Source organism: Candidatus Polarisedimenticolia bacterium (genome assembly GCA_036004685.1).
In the GTDB taxonomy this organism is placed as follows: Bacteria; Acidobacteriota; Polarisedimenticolia; order Gp22-AA2; family AA152; genus DASYRE01.
In genome coordinates this window covers 41,602-61,256 of record DASYRE010000046.1, presented here as the reverse complement: position 1 = coordinate 61,256, position 19,655 = coordinate 41,602, and the positions used below count along the sequence as shown (strand labels likewise).

At 65.2% G+C, this 19,655-nt stretch carries 18 protein-coding genes; 5 read left to right on the top strand and 13 right to left on the bottom strand.

From position 1 onward, the window contains the following. Positions 1 to 48 precede the first annotated feature (48 nt). Both VGR67_12420 and VGR67_12415 read left to right on the top strand, forming a co-directional pair. Positions 49 to 270: a DUF2934 domain-containing protein gene (locus VGR67_12420; GenBank protein ID HEV8337214.1), complete on the top strand. Its 222-nt coding sequence runs from the start codon at positions 49 to 51 to the stop codon at positions 268 to 270. 235 nt (positions 271 to 505) lie between these two features. Then, positions 506 to 1,069, top strand: coding sequence for a multiheme c-type cytochrome (locus VGR67_12415; protein HEV8337213.1), 564 nt, complete (start codon positions 506 to 508; stop codon positions 1,067 to 1,069). Positions 1,070 to 1,116: 47 nt separating this feature from the next. Here the strand turns inward: VGR67_12415 and VGR67_12410 are convergent, their stop codons facing one another. Further along, entirely contained in the window at positions 1,117 to 2,571 is a 1,455-nt protein-coding gene (locus VGR67_12410) for a NapC/NirT family cytochrome c (protein HEV8337212.1), read from the bottom strand. A gap of 305 nt (positions 2,572 to 2,876) precedes the next feature. After that, positions 2,877 to 3,092 (bottom strand): hypothetical protein, encoded by a 216-nt coding sequence (locus VGR67_12405; GenBank protein HEV8337211.1) that lies wholly within the window; start codon positions 3,090 to 3,092, stop codon positions 2,877 to 2,879. A 431-nt stretch (positions 3,093 to 3,523) separates the two neighbouring features. Between VGR67_12405 and nifJ the strand changes: the two genes are divergently transcribed. Then, positions 3,524 to 7,120, top strand: a complete 3,597-nt coding sequence (nifJ, locus tag VGR67_12400; GenBank protein HEV8337210.1) for a pyruvate:ferredoxin (flavodoxin) oxidoreductase — start codon at positions 3,524 to 3,526, stop codon at positions 7,118 to 7,120. After that, positions 7,110 to 8,108: a dihydroorotate dehydrogenase-like protein gene (locus tag VGR67_12395; protein HEV8337209.1), complete on the top strand. Its 999-nt coding sequence runs from the start codon at positions 7,110 to 7,112 to the stop codon at positions 8,106 to 8,108. The genes nifJ and VGR67_12395 overlap by 11 nt, the downstream gene beginning before the upstream one ends. Before the next feature lie 18 nt (positions 8,109 to 8,126). Here VGR67_12395 and VGR67_12390 read toward each other — a convergent pair whose 3' ends face one another. The 4 genes from VGR67_12390 to VGR67_12375 form a co-directional block, all read right to left on the bottom strand. Further along, positions 8,127 to 8,705: a hypothetical protein gene (locus VGR67_12390; protein HEV8337208.1), complete on the bottom strand. Its 579-nt coding sequence runs from the start codon at positions 8,703 to 8,705 to the stop codon at positions 8,127 to 8,129. 229 nt (positions 8,706 to 8,934) lie between these two features. Beyond that, a complete protein-coding gene (locus tag VGR67_12385; GenBank protein HEV8337207.1) occupies positions 8,935 to 9,912 on the bottom strand; it encodes an aldo/keto reductase in 978 nt (325 codons plus the stop codon). A gap of 61 nt (positions 9,913 to 9,973) precedes the next feature. Then, positions 9,974 to 10,864, bottom strand: coding sequence for an MBL fold metallo-hydrolase (locus tag VGR67_12380; GenBank protein ID HEV8337206.1), 891 nt, complete (start codon positions 10,862 to 10,864; stop codon positions 9,974 to 9,976). Between the two features lie 192 nt (positions 10,865 to 11,056). Beyond that, positions 11,057 to 11,542 (bottom strand): DoxX family protein, encoded by a 486-nt coding sequence (locus VGR67_12375; GenBank protein ID HEV8337205.1) that lies wholly within the window; start codon positions 11,540 to 11,542, stop codon positions 11,057 to 11,059. Between the two features lie 201 nt (positions 11,543 to 11,743). Between VGR67_12375 and VGR67_12370 the strand changes: the two genes are divergently transcribed. Beyond that, positions 11,744 to 14,806, top strand: a complete 3,063-nt coding sequence (locus tag VGR67_12370; GenBank protein ID HEV8337204.1) for a M28 family peptidase — start codon at positions 11,744 to 11,746, stop codon at positions 14,804 to 14,806. 76 nt (positions 14,807 to 14,882) lie between these two features. Here VGR67_12370 and VGR67_12365 read toward each other — a convergent pair whose 3' ends face one another. The 7 genes from VGR67_12365 to VGR67_12335 all read right to left on the bottom strand — a co-directional run bounded on the left by VGR67_12365 (position 14,883) and on the right by VGR67_12335 (position 19,598). Then, a complete protein-coding gene (locus VGR67_12365; GenBank protein ID HEV8337203.1) occupies positions 14,883 to 15,452 on the bottom strand; it encodes a hypothetical protein in 570 nt (189 codons plus the stop codon). Then, complete coding sequence (locus VGR67_12360; GenBank protein HEV8337202.1) at positions 15,449 to 15,679, bottom strand: DUF1737 domain-containing protein; 231 nt, start codon at positions 15,677 to 15,679, stop codon at positions 15,449 to 15,451. The genes VGR67_12365 and VGR67_12360 overlap by 4 nt, the downstream gene beginning before the upstream one ends. A gap of 187 nt (positions 15,680 to 15,866) precedes the next feature. Further along, positions 15,867 to 16,157, bottom strand: coding sequence for an MmcQ/YjbR family DNA-binding protein (locus VGR67_12355; protein ID HEV8337201.1), 291 nt, complete (start codon positions 16,155 to 16,157; stop codon positions 15,867 to 15,869). A 57-nt stretch (positions 16,158 to 16,214) separates the two neighbouring features. Further along, positions 16,215 to 17,216, bottom strand: a complete 1,002-nt coding sequence (locus VGR67_12350; protein HEV8337200.1) for a proline iminopeptidase-family hydrolase — start codon at positions 17,214 to 17,216, stop codon at positions 16,215 to 16,217. A gap of 146 nt (positions 17,217 to 17,362) precedes the next feature. Then, positions 17,363 to 18,010: an ankyrin repeat domain-containing protein gene (locus VGR67_12345; GenBank protein HEV8337199.1), complete on the bottom strand. Its 648-nt coding sequence runs from the start codon at positions 18,008 to 18,010 to the stop codon at positions 17,363 to 17,365. Positions 18,011 to 18,024: 14 nt separating this feature from the next. Next, a complete protein-coding gene (locus tag VGR67_12340) occupies positions 18,025 to 18,735 on the bottom strand; it encodes a DUF4386 domain-containing protein (GenBank protein ID HEV8337198.1) in 711 nt (236 codons plus the stop codon). 14 nt (positions 18,736 to 18,749) lie between these two features. Then, complete coding sequence (locus VGR67_12335; GenBank protein ID HEV8337197.1) at positions 18,750 to 19,598, bottom strand: cysteine hydrolase; 849 nt, start codon at positions 19,596 to 19,598, stop codon at positions 18,750 to 18,752. Positions 19,599 to 19,655 lie beyond the last annotated feature (57 nt).

The window sequence follows — 19,655 nt, the reverse complement described above, 5'->3', positions numbered from 1 at the left end:
GATAAAGGCGGCCCGCCCAGAGGCCGCACGGAACTCGAGGAGAGAGTCATGCGAAACAAATCGAAGCCAGGCGTCGTGAAAGGCGCCTCGCGCCAAAGGCCCTCTTTTCAGGACGAAGGGATGCGTCACGAGATGATCGCCCGCAAGGCCTACGAACTCTACGAGAGGAGGGGGGGCGAGCCCGGGCACGAGTTTGAGGATTGGCTCGAGGCGGAGAGGCAGATCGCGGCCGAAGCGCATCCGGACAGGAAGCCGCAGTCCGCGGCCTGAAAGGCGGTTGCTGCGCGGGATCCGTCGGCTTGTGCCTCCGAGGTCCCACGCACGCGCTCTCCAGGTTGCCAAACGTTACCCTCCGAGCGCCCCGGCAGAGCGAGCAGAATGGTTCCGCATCGTCAGGGCTGCTTCGAAGGGCACGCGTCTGGTTGCGCCTGGAGGAAAGAGATTGTATAGAGGAGTTGTCTGGGGACAACAACGAATACGAACAGTCAAAACTCACGGAGGACCGATGAAGCGGTTCGGCGCGTTGACCCTGACGAGTCTTGCGGCCTTCGCGGCGCTTGGGTTGTGTTTGAGCGAAGCGGGGGCAGCCGGCGCGGCGCACAAGTTCGTGGGCTCAGAGAAATGCAAGCTGTGCCACAACTCGCCGGCGAAGGGAGCGCAGTACAGCAAGTGGGCCCAGTCGAAGCACGCTCAGGCCTTCGCCACACTCGGCACCGAAGAAGCGAAGAAAGTGGGGGCAGCCAAGGGGATCGCCGATCCGCAGAAAGCTCCCGAATGTCTCAAGTGCCACGTGACCGGCTACGGGGCCCCGGCCCAGATGCTGACCGACAAGTACAAGGCGGAGGAAGGTGTCGGATGCGAGTCCTGCCACGGCGCCGGCGGAGACTACTATTCCATGGCCGTCATGAAGGATCATGCGCAGGCGGCAGCGGCGGGATTGGTTGTGCCGTCCGAGGAGACTTGCAAGCACTGCCACAACCCTGAAAATCCGACGCACAAGGGATTCGACTTCGCGACCGCCAGCGCGAAGATTGCGCATCCGAATCCCCAGAAGCCGGCTGGCAAGTAAGTCCTGCCGAGGCCTTCTGAACTCTTCAAAGCCCGGGACAGGCGATGCTACTGCCCTGCGAGCGTTTTCAGAATCGGCGGCTCCTCCTCCTCGACCGCCAACAGGGTATGACACGTCCCGCAGTCCTGGCTGATCTCCCTGCCGTCAGAACTCTTGTGCTCACCATCGTGGCATCGGAAGCAACCCGGAGCGTGTTCGTGGCCGAGGTGATCCGGATGGACGGCCCATCCCACCCTCATTCCGGGGAAAACGTTTCGCTCGTAGATGACCTGCGCCGCCGCGGCGGCTTTACCGATCGCTGCTTGGGAGCTGGCGGAGACTTCCGGATAACTCTCCCGATAGAATTTCGCGAGAGACTCGGCGATTCCACGCTGTGCCGCTGACTTGTCGATATAGGACGCCTTCAGCGCCGATATCATCTCGCGTCTCAAGTAAGGAAGGTTCCGATCCAGCCCACGCTCACGGATTGCTTCGTCCACGGCCTCTTCGGGCAGGCTGAAGCGGTGGGCCGGGCGATTATGGCAGTCGATACAGTCCATTGTTCGCTTGGGTGCCCTGGCAATCTCTTCCTTCGACAAGCCTGAATCGGCGACCGAGAACTCGGTGATCCTCCCCGCAGCGTCCTTGAGCCTCACCCACGGAATCTTGGTCCTCTCCCTATCGACAGGGAGATAGGTGATCTCGTTCGCGAGATTCATGTGCCAATGGATTCCGTGTCCTTCGCCTCCTCCCTTGATGGCGCCGCCGACGTGGAGAAGCAGCACCGTCGTACGCCTGGATGATTTTTCGTCATCGTTGTAGCGCTCCCGGATCCGGAGGCGATCTCCATGATCCTCGGCCGGCCAGTGGCAGGCCTCACAGGTCTCGCGCGCCGGACGAAGGTTCTCGACGGGCGCTGGAATGGGACGAGCATAGCTTCCTCGGACCACGGAGAAGAGCTGCCGCACTCCGGAGAGCTTCGCACGCGCGAAACCGGTGGCGCCGGGTCCGACGTGACAATCCACGCATTTCACGCTCGCATGCGGCGAGAACTGGAAAGCGGTGTACTCCGGTTCCATGACTCTATGGCAGGTCAAGCCGCAGAAGGCGTTGGACTCCATGGTGTGCACGCCTTGATACGACGCCATGCCAAGAATCAGCAAGTTGGCGAAGCTGAGTCCAACGAAGAGGAGGAGGTTCCGACGAAGACGCGGATTGTTGAAATCCAGGATCGGCAACGCAAGTTTCTGCACGGCGTCGCCTTCCGACAGCCGCCGGCGGGCGCGCAAGTAACCGATAGGCGTCAACAGCAAACCGAGGACGAAGAGGGCCGGTAACAGAATCCAGGCGACGATTCCGAAATAGGGTCCGGTCTCGATTCCGAGCGGTCCGGCAAACGCGAACAGGAGCAGAAGGATCCCCGACACGATCGCGAGCCCGAGCCCAGAGAGACCCAAGGGGCTCCAGGCGAGAACTCTCAGAAAGCCGGTGACGCGGAGTCGCTTGTTGGTCGAGAGGGTCATTGCTTCCTCATCTCCTCCTTGGGATTGCGCCCATTGAGAACGAGCTTGCCGCAACTGACCGCGAAGTTGCCTCCGTTCACTCCTAGTGCGGATCCATGACCGTCCCTACGCATCAATCGAGCGCTGCAAGGCTCTGTAAAGCGTCTCCGAGGCGGCTTCTGGTTTCGTAGGGATCCCACGCGACGGAACAAGCATTCCGGGCGTGTACATTAACAGAGGCGGGCATTGACTGGAAAGCGCTTGCGGAGACGCTACTTCGCCGTCTCGAGCATGATGGCTTCCACGTCGACCCCGGGAGAGAAGATCTAGCAGTGACGGGGCATCCTCAGGCCTTTCTCGGCCTTCGGCGCCAGCCCCATCTCTTTCTCCAGCTGGTCCAGCGCTTCGTCCAGGCCGTTCATCGTCTCCCCGGCCAGGTAAGCGCCCCAGATGGGCCGCAGGCCGGCAATCCGCTGGCGGGCCGCAAAGATGAGGGACCTGATCTGCCTGATTTGCCCGCGGAGTCTTTCCGGATCGCTCATCTTCTTTCCTTCGCCATGGCGGCGGGTTCGCCTCGCGGCCCCGACCACCATCGCTTTACGCGCCCTCGTGCGTCCTCTCTGTCGACTAAGCAGAGTGCATGCCAGTGCGCTTCGCGGGACGGACGCCGGGAAGTGCCTAGGGAACGGAGGCGCGTCCTTTCCAGACGATCTCATCGAGGTGGCTTTGGGTGCAGACCCGCCGCGAGCACTCCCTGAAGATCTGACTTCCTGAACCAGATCAAGTGAATCGGAAAAAATTGCGCGGGGCGGGCAGGGGGGGAGCAAAGTATTCGCGTCGTCCCACGGGGCTCACTCGGGAAGCGCCTGATGGGCCAGATTCGAATGGCACGGAATCTGCTGTTTCAAAGAGCGTGGCGTCAAGGAGATGGCGGGCGGCCTGTCATCCGCGGGAGCTGGGGAGGGAACGCATCATGAGTCGGATCCTCGAGGCGATCGACGGCAACGAAGCGGCGGCGCGGATCGCCTATGCCCTGAGCGAAGTCGTGGCCATCTACCCCATCACCCCTTCCTCCGCCATGGGCGAGTGGGCCGACGCCTGGTCGGCCGCCGGACGGCAGAATCTATGGGGGACCGTTCCACGCGTTATCGAGATGCAGAGCGAAGGGGGCGCCGCCGGCGCCATCCACGGGGCGCTGACCGCCGGCTCGCTGGCCACCACCTTCACCGCCTCGCAAGGCCTTCTGCTGATGATCCCCAACATGTACAAGATCGCCGGCGAGCTGACTCCGGCCGTGTTCCACGTCGCCGCCCGCTCCGTCGCCTGCCAGGCGCTGTCGATCTTCGGCGATCACAGCGACGTGATGGCGGCCCGCGCCACCGGCTTCGTGCTGCTCGCCTCCGGCTCCGTGCAGGAGGCCATGGACCTGGCAGCCGTCGCCCACGCCGCCACGCTCGAGTCGCGCGTCCCCTTCCTGCACTTCTTCGACGGCTTCCGGACGTCGCACGAGATCCAGAAGATCGAGGTGCTGTCCGACGCGGACCTGCGGGCCCTGATCGACGACGAGTGGATCCGCGCGCACCGGTCGCGCGCCCTGACCCCCGATCATCCGACCCTGCGAGGAACGGCGCAGAACCCCGACGTCTTCTTCCAGGCCCGCGAAGCGGTGAACCGCTTCTACCTCGCCTGCCCCGAGATCGTCCAAGGCGCGATGGACCGCTTCGCCGACCGCATCGGCCGGCGATACCGTCTCTTCGATTACGTCGGATCGCCCGAGGCGGAGCGCGTGATCGTCCTCATGGGCTCGGGCTCCGGCGCCGCCGAGGAGGCGGTCGAGGAGCTGGTCCGGCGCGGCGAGCGCGTCGGGCTGGTCAAGGTCCGCCTGTTCCTTCCCTTCTCGGCCCGCCGTTTCATGGAGGCCCTGCCCGCGACCGTCCGGTCGATCGCGGCGCTGGATCGCACCAAGGAGCCGGGAAGCCTCGGCGAGCCGCTCTACCTCAACGTGGTGGCCGCCGTCGAGGAGGCCCTGGAGCAATCGATCGCTCCATTCGCCGCGCGCCCCCGGATCGTCGGCGGCCGGTACGGCCTCTCCTCGAAGGAGTTCACCCCCGCCATGGTGGCCGGCATCTTCTCCGAGCTCGCCGCCGAGCGGCCGCGGAACCACTTCACCGTGGGGATCGTCGACGACGTCACCGGAACCTCGCTGCCGTGGGATCGCTCCTTCTCCACCGAATTGCCCGAGACGGTGCGCGCCGTCTTCTTCGGTCTCGGCTCCGACGGCACCGTGAGCGCCAACAAGAACTCGATCAAGATCATCGCCGGGCAGACCGACCGCCACGCGCAGGGCTATTTCGTCTACGACTCGAAGAAAGCCGGATCGGTCACCGTCTCCCACCTGCGCTTCGGCCCCCGTCCGATCCGCTCCACCTACCTGATCGACTCCGCCAGCTTCGTGGCCTGCCATCAGGAGAGCTTCCTCGAGACCATCGACCTGATGCGGGTGGCGGCCGAGGGAGGCGTCTTCCTCCTCAACACCATCGCGCCGCCGGAGCGCGCCTGGGATCGCCTGCCGCGCGACCTCCAGGTGGCGATCCTGGAGAAGAACCTGCGCTTCTTCGTCATCGACGCCTACCGGGTGGCGGAGGCGACGGGGCTCGGACGGCGGATCAACACCGTCATGCAGACCTGCTTCTTCGCCATCTCGGGCGTGATGCCCAAGCACGAGGCGATCGAAGCGATCAAGGAATCGATCCGCAAGAGCTACGGCAAGAAGAGCGAGCAGATCGCGTCGATGAACTTCGCTGCCGTCGACGGCGCCCTGGCGCAGCTTCACGAGGTGACGATCCCTGCCGCGGCGCCCGCCGCCCGCTGGCGTCCCCCCGTCCTCTCCGGGCGCGCGCCCGATTTCGTGCAGCGCGTCACCGCCGAGATCATGGCGGGCCGCGGCGACCTGCTGCCGGTCAGCGCCCTGCCCGTGGACGGGACCTATCCCACCGACACGGCGCGCTGGGAGAAGCGCAACATCGCCCTGGAGGTTCCGGCGTGGGACGAGTCGTGGTGCATCCAGTGCAACAAGTGCGCGCTGGTCTGCCCGCACGCCGCCATCCGGGTGAAGGCCTACCCCGGCGAAGCGCTCGCCGGCCGGCCGGAGACTTTCAAGAGCATGGACTGGAAGGGATCCGAGTTTCCCGCCGGCACCCGGTACACCGTCCAGGTGGCCGCTGAGGACTGCACCGGCTGCGGGCTGTGCGTCGAGATCTGCCCCGCCCGCAACAAGACCGAGACGCGCCTCAAGGCGATCAACATGTCCCCCCAGGCGCCGCTGCGGGAGGCGGAGCGCAAGAACTACGGGTTCTTCCTGGAGCTCCCCGAAGCCGATCGGGGCGCGGTGCGCCTCGACACCGTCAAGGGCTCGCAGCTCCTGCAGCCCCTGTTCGAGTACTCCGGGGCCTGCGCCGGCTGCGGCGAGACGCCCTACGTCAAGCTGCTCAGCCAGCTCTTCGGCGATCGCCTGATGGTCGCCAACGCGACCGGCTGCTCCTCGATCTACGGCGGCAATCTGCCGACGACGCCCTGGAGCGCCAACCGCGACGGCCGCGGGCCGGCCTGGTCCAACTCGCTGTTCGAGGATAACGCCGAGTTCGGCCTGGGCTTCCGGCTGAGTCTCGACCAGCAGCGCGATTACGCCCGCGAGCTGCTGCGCCGCTTCGCCCCGGCGCTGGGCAGCGAGCTGACCGGCTCGCTGCTCGCGCCCGACCCGGCCGGCGAGGCGGGGATCGCGGCCCGCCGCGAGCAGGTTGAGGCGCTGAAGCGCAAGATGGCCGGGATCGAGGAGCCGGGGGCGAAGGACCTCCTGGCGCTCGCCGATCATCTCGTCCGCAAGACGGTCTGGATCGTCGGAGGGGACGGCTGGGCCTACGACATCGGCTTCGGCGGGCTCGATCACGTCCTCGCCTCGGGGCGCGACGTCAACGTCCTCGTGCTCGACACCGAGGTCTACTCCAACACCGGCGGCCAGGCCTCGAAGGCGACGCCGCGCGCCGCGGTGGCGAAGTTCGCCGAGGCCGGCAAGCCGGGGCCACGCAAGGACCTGGCGCTGCTCGCCATGAGCTACGGCAACATTTACGTAGCGCGTATCGCGATGGGCGCTTCCGACGCGCAGACGGTGAAAGCGTTCCTCGAAGCCGAAGCCTATCCGGGGCCGTCGCTGATCATCGCCTACAGCCACTGCATCGCCCACGGCATCAACATGGGTCTCGGCATGCAGCAGCAGAAGCTGGCGGTCCAGAGCGGCTACTGGCCCCTGCTGCGCTTCAATCCCGCGAAAGCCCGCGAGGGCGTCAATCCCCTCCAGCTCGACTCGAAGCCGCCCCAGATGCCGCTGAAGGAATACGCCTATCGCGAGACGCGCTATCGCATGCTCACCCTGAGCCGGCCGGAGGAGGCGAAGCGGCTGCTCGATCTCGCCCAGGAGGACGTCGCGGAGAGGTGGCGGACGCTCGAAGAGCTGGCCCGCCCGTGGAAACAGCCGGAATCGGAGACGGAAAGGAAGGTCGGTCATGGAGCTTAGGACCAGCTACCTGGGATTGGATCTGCGGAACCCGCTCGTCCCCTCCGCGTCCCCGCTGTCGGAGGACCTCGACAACCTGCGGCGCATGGAGGACGCCGGCGCCGGAGCCGTGGTGCTGCAGTCGCTGTTCGAGGAGCAGATCGAGCGGGAGGCGCTGACGATCCAGCATTACCTCTCGAAAGGCACCGAGTCGTTCGCCGAGTCGCTCACCTACTTTCCCGAGCCGAAGGAGTTCCGCTTCGGGACCCTGGAATACCTGGAGCACGTCCTGGGCGCCAAGAACGCCGTCGAAATCCCGGTGATCGCCAGCTTGAACGGCGCCTCGCTCGGAGGCTGGCTCGACACCGCCCGGGACATCGAGCAGGCCGGCGCGGATGCGCTGGAGCTGAACCTCTACACCATCCCGACCGACCCCGACACCACCGGCGCGCAGGTGGAGGAGCGGATGCTGGAAGTGGTCCGCCAGGTCCGCTCGGTCGTGAGCTTGCCTCTGGCGGTCAAGCTGGGGCCGCAGTTCAGCGCGCCCGCCAACATGGCGAAGAAGCTGGTGGAGGCCGGGGCCAACGGCCTGGTGCTCTTCAACCGCTTCTACCAGCCCGACATCGACCTGGAGAGCCTCGAGGTCCTGCCGCGCGTGCTGCTGAGTAGCCCGCAGGCGATGCGCCTGCCGCTGCGCTGGATCGCCATCCTCGACGGGCACATCGAGGCGAGCTTCGCCGCCACCGGCGGGATCGCCACCCACGAGGACGTGCTGAAGATGCTGATGGTCGGGGCCGACGTGACGATGATCTGCTCGGCGCTCCTGCGGCGCGGCATCCCGCACCTTGCCGAGATCCGCGCCGGGCTCGTCCGCTGGATGGAGGAGCACGAGTACGTCTCGGTCTATCAGCTCAAGGGGAGCATGAACCAGCGCTCCTGCGCCGACCCCTCCGCCTTCGAGCGCGCCCAGTACGTGAAAGCCCTGACCGGCTATCACCTGCCGATCTGATCGCGGGCGCGGCGGACTTCAAGGGCTGCTGGAGCCACTGCTGCTTCCCGCGGGCGCCTCCACCGCGGTGAACTCCTTTTCGAGGACCATCTTCTTCTTGGCGATCTTGTCCTCGATATCGGCCCGCACCTTGTAGACGCCCAGGGCGTCACCGGTTTCGATAAGAATCCCCATATTCTTCACGCTGAGCTGCATCTGGCCTTTTCCCGGCGGCAGCTTGTTGAGCCACAGCTCCCCTTCGATCGGATCGCTCCACGGTTTTCCGTCGGGCGCCTGGGCCGAGAATCGGACCGTGGCGTCGCAATTCCCCTTCGCGTCGGCGGCGCACCCGGAGAAATAGACGACCGCGACGATCGGAGCCCCTCGCAGCGCCTTCCGCGTGCCGCTCAACAGCGCGGCGGGTTCCGGCCTGTCCCCCTTCTTGAACGTATCATTCGGCGTGTCGCTGAAAACCAGCTGCGCGACAAAGTCTCCATCGGACTTGGCCCAGGCGGTATCGGGGACCGGCTTGCCGTTTTCCTTCCACGCTCCGCCGCACAGGCTCAATGAAACCAGACAGCAGAGTATCGTCCGAGCTTTCAGCGTCGACATGGACATGATGCGTCACCTCCGTATGCGACAACCGCGACAATGCGGGATTGAGCCCCGGCCGAGTGGCGGCCGTCAGGCCGAAGCGGGGGGGTAGGCGCCTCACTTACTTAACCATAATTGGCTCGAAATGCCGAGGAGCCGTCACCTACTTGTCCGGGCGCAGGAGCGCCCTGTTATAACGCAATTCGCCCGCGCCGTGCGTTGCCGCGGCGCACGTTCGGCTGTGCGGCGCGACTCAGTCGGGCATCACCTGCTGCACACGCTCGGGCTCTTCGCCCAGCCATTGCGGGTTGATGGCGGTGGCGTCGAAGATCGAGGTCGTCTTGAACAGCTCGAACTCCCCTTTCGAGGCCGCCCCGACCGTTTTGGCCAGCAGCGCCTTCACCTGGGCCTTGCTCATCGGGCGGAAGGTGCGCGCCGCCTCGAACGCCTGCCCGAGGATCTCCATGCTGTCCACCCCGGTGATGACCACCGAGGTCGGCAAGCTCAGGGCGTACTGCAGGCACTCAATCGCCGTCACGGTTTGCGACTTTAGAATGATTCCGTTCCCCATGCTCTTCATGCCGAGCACCCCGATGCCCTCCCGGACGAGCGCCGGCAAGACCAGTCTTTCGAAGCTGCGATAGTGCGCGTCCATGACGTTCAGCGGCATCTGGACCGTGTCGAACCGGAAATCGTGCTCGCGGGCCACCTCGAGCGTGTGCAGGTGGATCCACGGATCCTTGTGGCCCGTGAAGCCGATGAAGCGGATTTTGCCCGCCTGGCGCGCCTCGAGCAGCGCCGCATGGGCCCCCTCCTCGTCGAAGATCCGGTGCGGATCCTCGAAGCGCAGGATCTCGTGGTGCTGGACCAGATCGATGCAGTCGGTGTCGAGCCGCCGGAGCGATTCGTCGAGCTGCCGCGCCGCTTCCTTCTTCGACCGCCCGTCGATCTTGGTCATCAGGAAGACCTTCTTCCGATAGCCGTCGCGCAGCGCCTTGCCCATCCGGATTTCGCTGGCGCCGTCGTTGTAGTCCCAGGAGTTGTCCATGAAGTTGATGCCGCCGTCGATGGCGGCGCGAACGATGCGGAGGCTGAGCGGCTCGTCGACCTTCTTCACTCCGAGGTGCCAGCCGCCGAGACCGATCGCGGAGACTCTCTCTCCGGTCTTGCCAAGGGTCCGATAGAGCATGTCAGGCTGTGACTTGGACTTCGGCGTCGTTGGTTTCGGCATTTCCTCTTTTCCTTTCAGGATCCACGCCGCCCCGTTCAACCCAGCGGGGCGGAACCATCGGCTAGGGAAGCGCGAGGACCGAGCCAAGGCCGGCGCGGTCGAAGCGGTCCCCGAAACGATCCATGAAGATCGAGAATCCCGGCTCGCTCGTGCAATGACCCGGGGCGACGCGCTCGACCTTCAGGGTGTCATGAAGCAAGTCCGCGGTCCGTTGCACCTGTTCCCGGGGCGTCTGCACCAGGTGAAAACCGCCCGTCACGGTGTACAGCTTTGGGTCGATCCGCGCGGCTCCTTCGAGGATCTTCTCCACGCCCGGATGGGAGCAGCCCACGACGACAGCCAGCCCCTTGGGAGTGCGGATGGCGAGCGAGACCTCGTTCATTTCCATCGTCCCGGGCTTTTCGGAGCGAGTCGTCAGGACGTAGAAGCCGGGCAATATCTCCGTCGTCTTCGTCACGATTTCAAAATCGGCGGTTTCCCAGGGAGTGCCCGATTGAAGACGCTCCGGCTGCTTTCCGTCGAAGTAGCGCATCTCCGGTGGCAAGGAAGGCTGGGGCTCCAGGAAATCGGCCGGAAGCCGGCTCTTGAAGAAGGCTCCCTCCTGCGGGACGTAGATCTTGACGGCCGGATTCTCCCGCAGCAGGTACGTCAGGCCGGTGGTATGGTCTCCGTGCCGGTGCGAGATCACGGCGGCATCGAGTTTTTTCAAATCGATCCGGAGCCGCTTGACGTTGTGCTCGAAAATCTTCGCGTTGTTGCCGGTGTCGAACAGGATGCGTCGACCCGCATACTCCACCAGCGCTGCGAACCCCCAATCCTTCTGCAGCGCCGAGGGTGGGCCGAAGGCATCGTAGAGCACGGTGATTCGCCTGGGCTCCGCCCCGGCGGCCAAGGATGCGCTTGCCAGCAGCAATGCCAGGCCGACCGCGAAACCGTACAAGGTGCGCTTCATCATAGCCTCTCGCATACGGTTCAAGACGATGCCCTCCCTTTCATCGCTCGGCTCACTCCCGTGGGACCACCTTGACTCGGGCGGCCTCTCCTGAAAACTATGTCTGCACTTCGCCGCAACGCACTTGCCCGAGGACCCGATTCTCCTTGTTCATCCCAGACCGACGGTTGGCCCTCAACGCACGCGCGCTCTTTATGGATCGGCGATGAGCTTCCCGCCGCGCACGGTGGCACCAATCACCACGCCGGCGCTGATGAGCACCAGGTTCTTGATGATGTACTGACCCTCCAGGGTCGGCGCATAAGGGAACCGCAGGAAGACCTCGTCCGGGAAAAGGAACATCGGCGTGATGGTGCCGACCATTTGCACGAACATCAAAAGAAGGGTCGCGCGCATGAACAGGCCCGACAACAGCCCCACCCCGATGAGACACTCCCAAACCGCCAGCACCGGCAGGCATACGGCCGGCGGCACCCTGCCAAGGGTCAGGGCACCCATCGTGCGGGTCGCCAGCTCCTGCGCCGGGCTGAGGTCGGGAAAGAACTTGAGAACGCCGAACCAGAAGAAGACGATGCCCAGGCTCAGGCGCAGGAGGATGACACCTTCCCGCGCCATCCAGCGCGGCAAGATCGTATCCAGCCAGCTGTAAGCCTGTCGAATCGATGTCCCGATCGGCATGGCGCTTTTCCTTACGCCCCCACGCAGCCATTCTTCCTGGCGATTCTAACTCCGACCTCCCGGCCCTGGCATCTTCGCGCCCGCAAACCGCCCCTTTGCCGGGATGAGCCGCGTCGCCTGGGCCTGGTCCGGTTGACGGGAACGCCGCTGCAGGGCTAGTCTTTCGAATTCAACTTCAAGTTCACGAGTCTTGGAGTGGGCATGACACGGTGGATCCCTCCGGCAGTCCTGGCCATTCTTCTCGTCGGCGCGGCGGAGGGCGGCTTCCGCGCCGGTGGCGAGCCTGGCTCCAAGCCGAAGCACGAGCCTGCGGCGGCCGACCGGCGGACGCGGAGCCTGGCGAAAGAATTCCAGCGCGACGTGGAAATCCTCGCGGCCGACTCCATGGAAGGGAGGGGTCTGGGAACCGCCGGGATCGGACGCGCCGCCGACTGGATCGAGTCCGAGCTGCGGCGCCGTGGGCTCCAGCCGGTCTTCGACGGCAGCTTCCGGCAGTCCTTCAAGGTGAAGATGGGCGTGTCGATGGCGAAGGGAAACCGCCTCGACGGCGTCCCGGACGCCGACTGGGCGACGCTCGGCTTCTCGAGCACCGGGGAGTTCTCGGGCCCGCTGGCGTTCGCCGGATACGGTATCGAGTCCCCTGCCCTCGGGTTCGAGGAGCTGAAAGGGCTGGATCTGAAGGGCAAAGTCGTCCTGATGCTCCGTTACGAGCCACAGGAGAAGGACGACGCCTCCCCCTTCGCCGGGAAGAAGCCGAGCCGCTGGTCGGGGCTCCGCTACAAGGTCCTCCAGGCGCGCGAGCGCGGCGCGGCGGCGGTGATTTTCGCGACGGGGCCGCTCCAGGACGAGGGCCAGGACAAGGTCCCGGCGCTCAAGAACGACGGACCCGAGAGTCCCGCCGGAATCCCCGTCCTGCAAGTCAAGACTTCCGTGGCGCAGAAGTGGCTCGACCGCGCCAAGATGGATCTGAAAACCTTCCAGGAAACGGTGGATCGGGATCTGGTTCCGCGCTCGGTCGATGCCGTCGGGATCGACGTCGCCGGCCGAGTGGCGCTCGACGCCACCTACGCCGAGACGGCGAACGTGGCCGGAAAGCTCCCGGGGCGCGGAAGCCTCGCCCAGGACGTCGTCGTGATCGGAGCGCACTACGATCATCTGGGGATGGGCGGCGAGCGCTCGATGCGCCCCAACGAGACCGCGATCCACAACGGCGCCGACGACAACGCTTCCGGAGTCGTCGCGGCGCTTCAGATCGGCACGGAGCTGCGCAAGCTCCTGGAAACGGCTCGCGAGCGCCGGACCGTCGTGGTGGCGCTCTTCTCCGGCGAGGAGGTCGGCCTCGCCGGGTCTTCTTATTTCGTCGATCACCCTCCTTTTCCGCTGATGCGGACGATCGCGATGATCAACCTCGACATGGTGGGCCGGCTGCGCGACAACCTGCTCGCGGCGCTGGGCTCCGATTCGGCGCCGGAATGGAAGGCGGAGATCGACCGGGCCCGCCAGGCGGCGGGCCTGGAGGTGACGGCCCACGGAGACGGCTACGGCCCCTCGGACCAGACGAGCTTCTACGCTTCCGGCGTTCCGGTGCTCCATCTCTTTACCGGCGCCCACGAGCAGTACCACACGCCGGACGACGACGCGAGCACCCTGGATGCGGAAGGCGCGGCGCGGATCACGGAATTCGCCGTGGAGCTTGCCCGGCACCTTTCCCAGGAACCAATCCGGCTGACCTATAACAAGTCCGGATCGGCTCCGTTCTCGAGCGGGGACAGCCGGGGCTACGGCGCTTACCTCGGCACCGTGCCCGATTACCGTGCGATGGAAGCCACGGAGGGAGGCGTCCTGCTCGCCGACGTCCGCAAGGACGGCCCCGCCGATCGCGCCGGCATCCGCGGCGGCGATCGGATCGTCGAGATGGCCGGGACCCGGATCGAGAATCTCTACGACATGACCTACGCCTTGCAGGATCACAAGCCGGGCGAGACGATCACCGTCGTCGTGGTGCGGCAGGACAAGCCGAGCACGTTTCGCGCCACGCTCGGCGACCGGGCCGCGATGACCAAGGAACCGGCACCGGCCGCCTCCCCGGGCACACCGGCCCCGGCCGCATCGACCGCCGCCAAGCCGGCGGCGCCCGCCGCGGAGTCCGCACCTTCCAAATCGGCTCTCCCGGCTGCTCCCGGATCGCCCGCGTCCGCGCATGACACGCCAACGCCGTCTGCCGAAGGCGCGGTCGCATCCTTTTACGAGGGAAGGCCCGGGCCCGATTTCCAGGTAGGCGCCGGCAAGCCGTACGGCAAGATCGTGGAGGGAGAGCGCCATCTGAAGGAGATTCGCCAGCTCACTTTCGGCGGGGAAAACGCCGAGCCTTACTTCGCCCCCGACGGGCGCCAAGTGATCTTCCAGGCCACCCCTCCGGGGGGCGGCTGCGATCAGGAGTTCATCCTGGATCTGGCGACGGGCGCGATCCGCAGAATCTCGAGCGGCAAGGGGCGCACGACCTGCGGCTACTGGGACTGGCCCGAGGCCGACCGGGTCGTCTACTCCACCACGGAAGGAGCGGGAGCGTCGTGCCCGCCGCCGCCGGATCATTCGCAAGGGTACGTCTGGGCCCTCTACGACAGCTACGACATCGTCGAGGCCAAACCCGACGGGTCGGGGGTTCGGCGGCTGACCGAGACGCCGGGATACGACGCCGAGGCGACCTGGTGCCACCGCGGCGGCAAGCTGATCTTCACCTCCGACCGGAACGGCGACTTGGATCTCTATGTGATGGACGAGGCCGGCGAGACGAAGCGGATGACGCACGAGGAGGGGTATGACGGCGGCGCCTTCTTCAGCCCCGACTGCTCCGAGATCGTCTGGCGCGCCAGCCGCCCGCAAGGGCCGGAGCTCGAAGAGTACCGGCAGCTCCTGAAGAAGGGGCTGATCCGCCCCCACTCCCTGGAGATCTATATGATGAAGGCCGACGGCACCGGCGCCCGCCCGCTGACCTCCAACGGCGCCGCCAACTTCTGCCCGACCTTCACCGCCGACGGCAACCGGATCCTCTTCTCATCCAACATGGGCCCCGGCGGCAAGCGCGAGTTCGATCTCTATCTCGTCGGCCGCAACGGAGGCGAGCCGGAGCGCATCACCTTCAGCCCCGGCTTCGACGGCTTCCCCCACTTCAGCCCCGACGGCCGCTGGCTCATCTGGTCGTCCAACCGCGCCGACCCCGCCTCGCACGAGACCAATCTCTTCATCGCCCGCTGGGCGGATTAGTCTCCCGCTTCCCGTCAGCTCACCCTTAGCCGTCGTAATACGGCGCAGCCTTGTGCTTCCTCCCTCAGGGCCCTTCTTATGAGTAAATTCCTGGCGCGCCAATCGGAGTTCCTTCGGACCACTCGCTTCGATGGGCCAGTACGATGAGGAGGAGCACGAGATCGATTACGATTCCAAACACGGCCCCGAGCCCCATCATGAGACCCCACATGCCGCGCGCCATCATCAGTCCGGCGATTCGTGCGATGACCGTGGAGATGCTCGCAATCATCGCTACGCAAAAGCAACGAGGCGCCGAAGGCTTGTGCAGGATCAGCCAGATGGCGCTGAAGAGATAGAACGCGGACACGGCGAGCGAGACCAGACCCAAGCCGATGCACCATGGGGTGAACCACCATGGCGCGGGCGCCAGAAATTGCTCGAACATGGCGGCGACCGCGCCGAACGTCTGCCCCGATCCCTGTTGTGAGGCTTGGGTCTGTATCGTCGCGATGAACTTCCGCTGCCATTCCAGCATCAGGGGAGTCAAGGCCACCTGCGTTGCGCTCATCACCCCGAAGCTACCGAAGATGACTCCGAGAACGCCGATGACGGTCTTCCAGCGTCGTCGCGTCGGCCCGCCGGGAGAGCTTTCTTGATCCGTCATGGCTTCGCTTTCGCCCGCGCCCGCCGGATCGAAGGCCAGATGACCGCCTGCGCGACGATGACCTCGTCGCCGTTGAACGTGGCCGCCGGAGGCCCGTACAGCTCGTAGCCGAGCGCCAGAGCTTCGCTGACCCGGTGACAGAACACAGCATCGTCCACTCCGGTCAGAAGCCGATACACGGGCAGGCCGCGGGGCGGCGAGCTTGTCGACCGTCGCTTCGTGCTCATGTCAGCTCCGTGGCGTCTTCATCAAGCAGTCCGATAGTCCATGCAGCATCCTTGTCAACCGCCCTCGCTCACGGGAGGCGGTGCCTTCAACTACTCAGGCCCCTTTCTTCATCGCATCCAGGTCACGGATCATCCGCTTGAGCGCCACCCCCCGATAACTCTCCTCGAGAAGGCGGCCGACGAGGCGTCAGTTGAGCGATCCATCCGCCCATGCGCTGACCCACCGGCCGCGGCCGTAGGGCGTCGCGAAGAAACTCTTGAGAGGAAGCCGCCACTCGACCTCCGCGGGATCCAACCGGAAGGTAATCGAAGGCCTCCCTTGGATCCACTCGAACGCGGCGAACGTCCTCTTGCCGGCCCGGAAGTTCGGATGCCCCCACGAATCCACTTCGCGGCTCTCCGGCAGCGACAGGCAGAGCTTGCGCACCTGCCCGAGGACCCGATCCTCCTTGTTCATCCCAGACCGACAGCTGGCCATCAATAACGCCGCCTCTCGAGATCGGCGACGGCCAACGCGGCTATCGGACCGACCAGATCAAAAGCGACCTGCGTCCACGTCCCTGACGAATTGGATGACTCCGTCGACGTAAATCTTCTGATCATCATACATGGCCAGGTGGCTGCCGTTCGGACAGAAAAGATATCGTCCCCTTCGCACCTTACCGGCCATCATCTCCATGTGCGCCGGGTCCATCGTGTCGTACCGCGCGCCAATCACCAGCGTCGGCACCGCGATCTTCCCGAGGTCGCTCGTCCGATCCCAGTGGATCAGCTTGCCCTGGGCGCTGAGCTCGCTCGGTCCCTGCATCGGCACGTAGATTGCCCGGTTGAGGTGCTGGAAGGCCCGGTTCACCGGGTCCGGCCACTGCGCCGCCGGCATCCGCAACACGTGCTGCCCGTAGTGGTTCGGCATCAGCAGCTCCATGTAGCGCGGCTCTTCGGTCTTCCCCGTAGCTTCGAGCCGCTTGATCTCCGCCAGCGCGCTCTGGTCCATGGCCGGCATCAGCACGGTCCGGGCGTAGTCGTTATAGGCCGGGATGCTGGACATCATGTTCGAGATGATGAGCCCCTTCAGGTGCTGCTGGTACCGGAGCGCATACTCCATGGCGAGGATCCCGCCCCAGGAGTGCCCGAGCAGGTAGAAACTGTCCCGGTCGAGCCCCAACGCCTGCCGCACCTGCTCGACTTCTTCCACAAAACGCGGCAGATCCCACAGCTCGGGCTCGTTGGGCTGATCGCTGTAGGCCGAGCCCAGCTGATCGTAGTAGTAGTATTCGATGCCGGCGGCCGGGAAGTAGCTGTCGAAGGCCTCGAAGTACTCGTGCGTCGCCGCCGGCCCGCCGTGCAGCAGCAGCACCTTCATCCTGGGATTGTTGCCCACGCGCTTGGTCCAGACGCGGAACGTGCCCTTCGGCGTCTGGATCGGAATCATCCGCACGCCGCCACCGAGCAGATCGGTCCGTCCGGTGTAATCCAAATAGCTCGAAGCCTTTGCCGCGGGGGCGACGGAGCGGTCACGGCAGGCCGTCAGCCCCATCAGGCATGCCGCCAGGACGAGAGCCCATTTCACTTGAACGCTCGGTTCAGTCATCGTGCTTCGCCTCCGCGGTCGGGCGTGTTTCTCTCGGTTTTGCGTTTCAAATCGCCGGCGCAGGTCGCCTGCGTATGGTTGGACCCTTCAGGCTACTCGGTAGCGCCATGGGCCAGGAGAATCGTGATGAGATCCCCGCGCTTCATTTCACGAGCCGCATGAAGCGGGCTGTGAGCCCACTTGTTGCGAAGGTTCACGTCCGCTCCCTGGGCGAGGAGATACTCGGTGATCTGCACCTGCCCCCCAACCACCGCAGCATAGAGGGCGGTCGAACCGTCGCGGTTCTGAGCGTTGAGATTAATTCCAGAACGCATAAGGCTCTTCACGACGCCGAGGTTCCCCGTGGCGGCCGCATAGGTCAAGAACTCGGCCGCGTGAGGGCCGGACGAGAGACGGCCGACCGCAAGACGCTGCCAGGTGCCGTAAGGCACCAGGGGAACGAGCAGGAGAGCGATTGAAGCGGCCAACACGATCCAACGGTGTCGGGAGACCGACTTGCCCCGCCATAGAGCCCACAGACTGCGGCCGAGCACCGCCCCGCACCAGATCAACATGAGCACGGTGCTCAAGAGCAGAGGGAAGACCAGGCCCGAGTGCGCCAGAGCGAACCCCACCATCTGCGGACCACGACGCCAAGTCAACCATGTCTGCTCATAGACGAGGCGAGCCGCCAGGAACACGGCCCCGGGAGCCGCAATGACTCCGAGGATGCGCAGCCAAAGCGGCAGCCTGTCCGGCACGCGTTCTGGCCTGATCAGCGGGAATCCGCCCTTTCCATCCATTTCGCGGCATCGACTCCCTTGACGAGCAGCCAGGCCGTCAGCGCCAGCGCGGCGACCGCCGCCGGCAAGAGAAGGAGCGGAGATGAATACGGCGGCGCCAGGACCCACGTGAAGGTCTTGGCCACGAACCCGATGCCAGTCAGCGCCAAGAGAATTCCGATGAATCGGGGCAGGAAACCGGATCGGACCATCAGGTAGCCGACCAGAATCGTACCGACTCCGTAGAACATGGTGAACACGGACTGGCCGTAGACGCTCACCTTGAGCGACAGCAACGCGAGGGTATTCAGCTGCTCGGGGGAGAATACCCTCAGCGAATCGTCGCCTCTGACGATGGGCAAGGCCGCGAAGTGGAAGACCTGGGCCATCGCGAAACCCGCGGTGCCGATGAGCCGAAAGAAGACGGAGAGCAGGGCTAGGTCCTTGCGAACCACCCGAAGCAAGAGATAGAGCAGCAACGTGAGCCCGACGTCACACAGGGCCTCGACGAGATAGCCGGCGAAGCCCCAACGAAATAGCGACTCCGAGGCCGTGATATTGGCAGCCGTCGCCGCGGCATCCCGCCATACCACGAGCGCCGCCGGAACGTAGGCTTCGCCGAATCCCCCCGCCACGATCGAGACGAAACCCAAGACGCCCGCGATCCTGGCATATCTCTGGATGGGAACGACGTCAGGGTCCAAGGTGGTGATTCCCGCTATTCAGACGGGCGCAGCTCGAGGGCCTTGATGAACTGGGCAGAGCCCGACACCCAGCCGAGCAGCACTTCAACAGCCAGGAGCGAGGCGTCGTGATTGCTTCTCGGCAACCCCTGCCCGATGGGTTCGGCCATGCAGTCCGCGAGCAAGATGCACGCATAGTCCCTGAACATGGCGTCCCGGACCGTCGAATCCACGCAAATGCTCGTCGTGCAGCCCGTCACGATCAGGTGCTTGATGTCGAGCTTTCGGAGCCTGGCATCCAGGTCGGTCTCGTAGAAACCGCTGAACCGCGTCTTTTGGACGATGAGATCGCCGGCCCGCGGCGCCAGCTGGGGGACGACATCCGTGTTCCAGGTGTCACGAATCAGAATCCGACTCTCCCTGCCATCGGGAGCTCGGACCACCTTACCCACATTCAGCCGCAGATGCCGAACCCGGTTCACCGAGTCGGGAGCGCCCAGATCGGAAAGATCGGCACGATAGCCCATCTTGAGGTAGGCGATCTTCATGCCTGCGGCCCGGGCAGAGGCGATGACTTGCGCTGTGGGTCCGACGGCCTTCTGGATGCCCGAGATGTCAATCCCGGCGCGATCGAACATGCCCCCCTTGGACCCGAAGTCGTTCTGCATGTCGATCACGAGCACCGCCGTCTTCGCCGTATCGATCGGGATCGGCTCCGGCTTCGCCTCGATCGTGACTACACGGCCTGTGGGCGCATCCTGGGTGGCCATCTTCGTCCCTTGGGGGTCAGTCGCAGCTCCCGCGCGAGTGCCGCGAAATGCTATCGCTGCCAGCCCACCGCCGGCCGCGACGCGAATCAGATCACGCCGGCTCATCTTCGCCATCGAGTCCTCCTCACGCGCTGCGCTACGCTCCCCATCCACTCTATCCAACGAGACCCA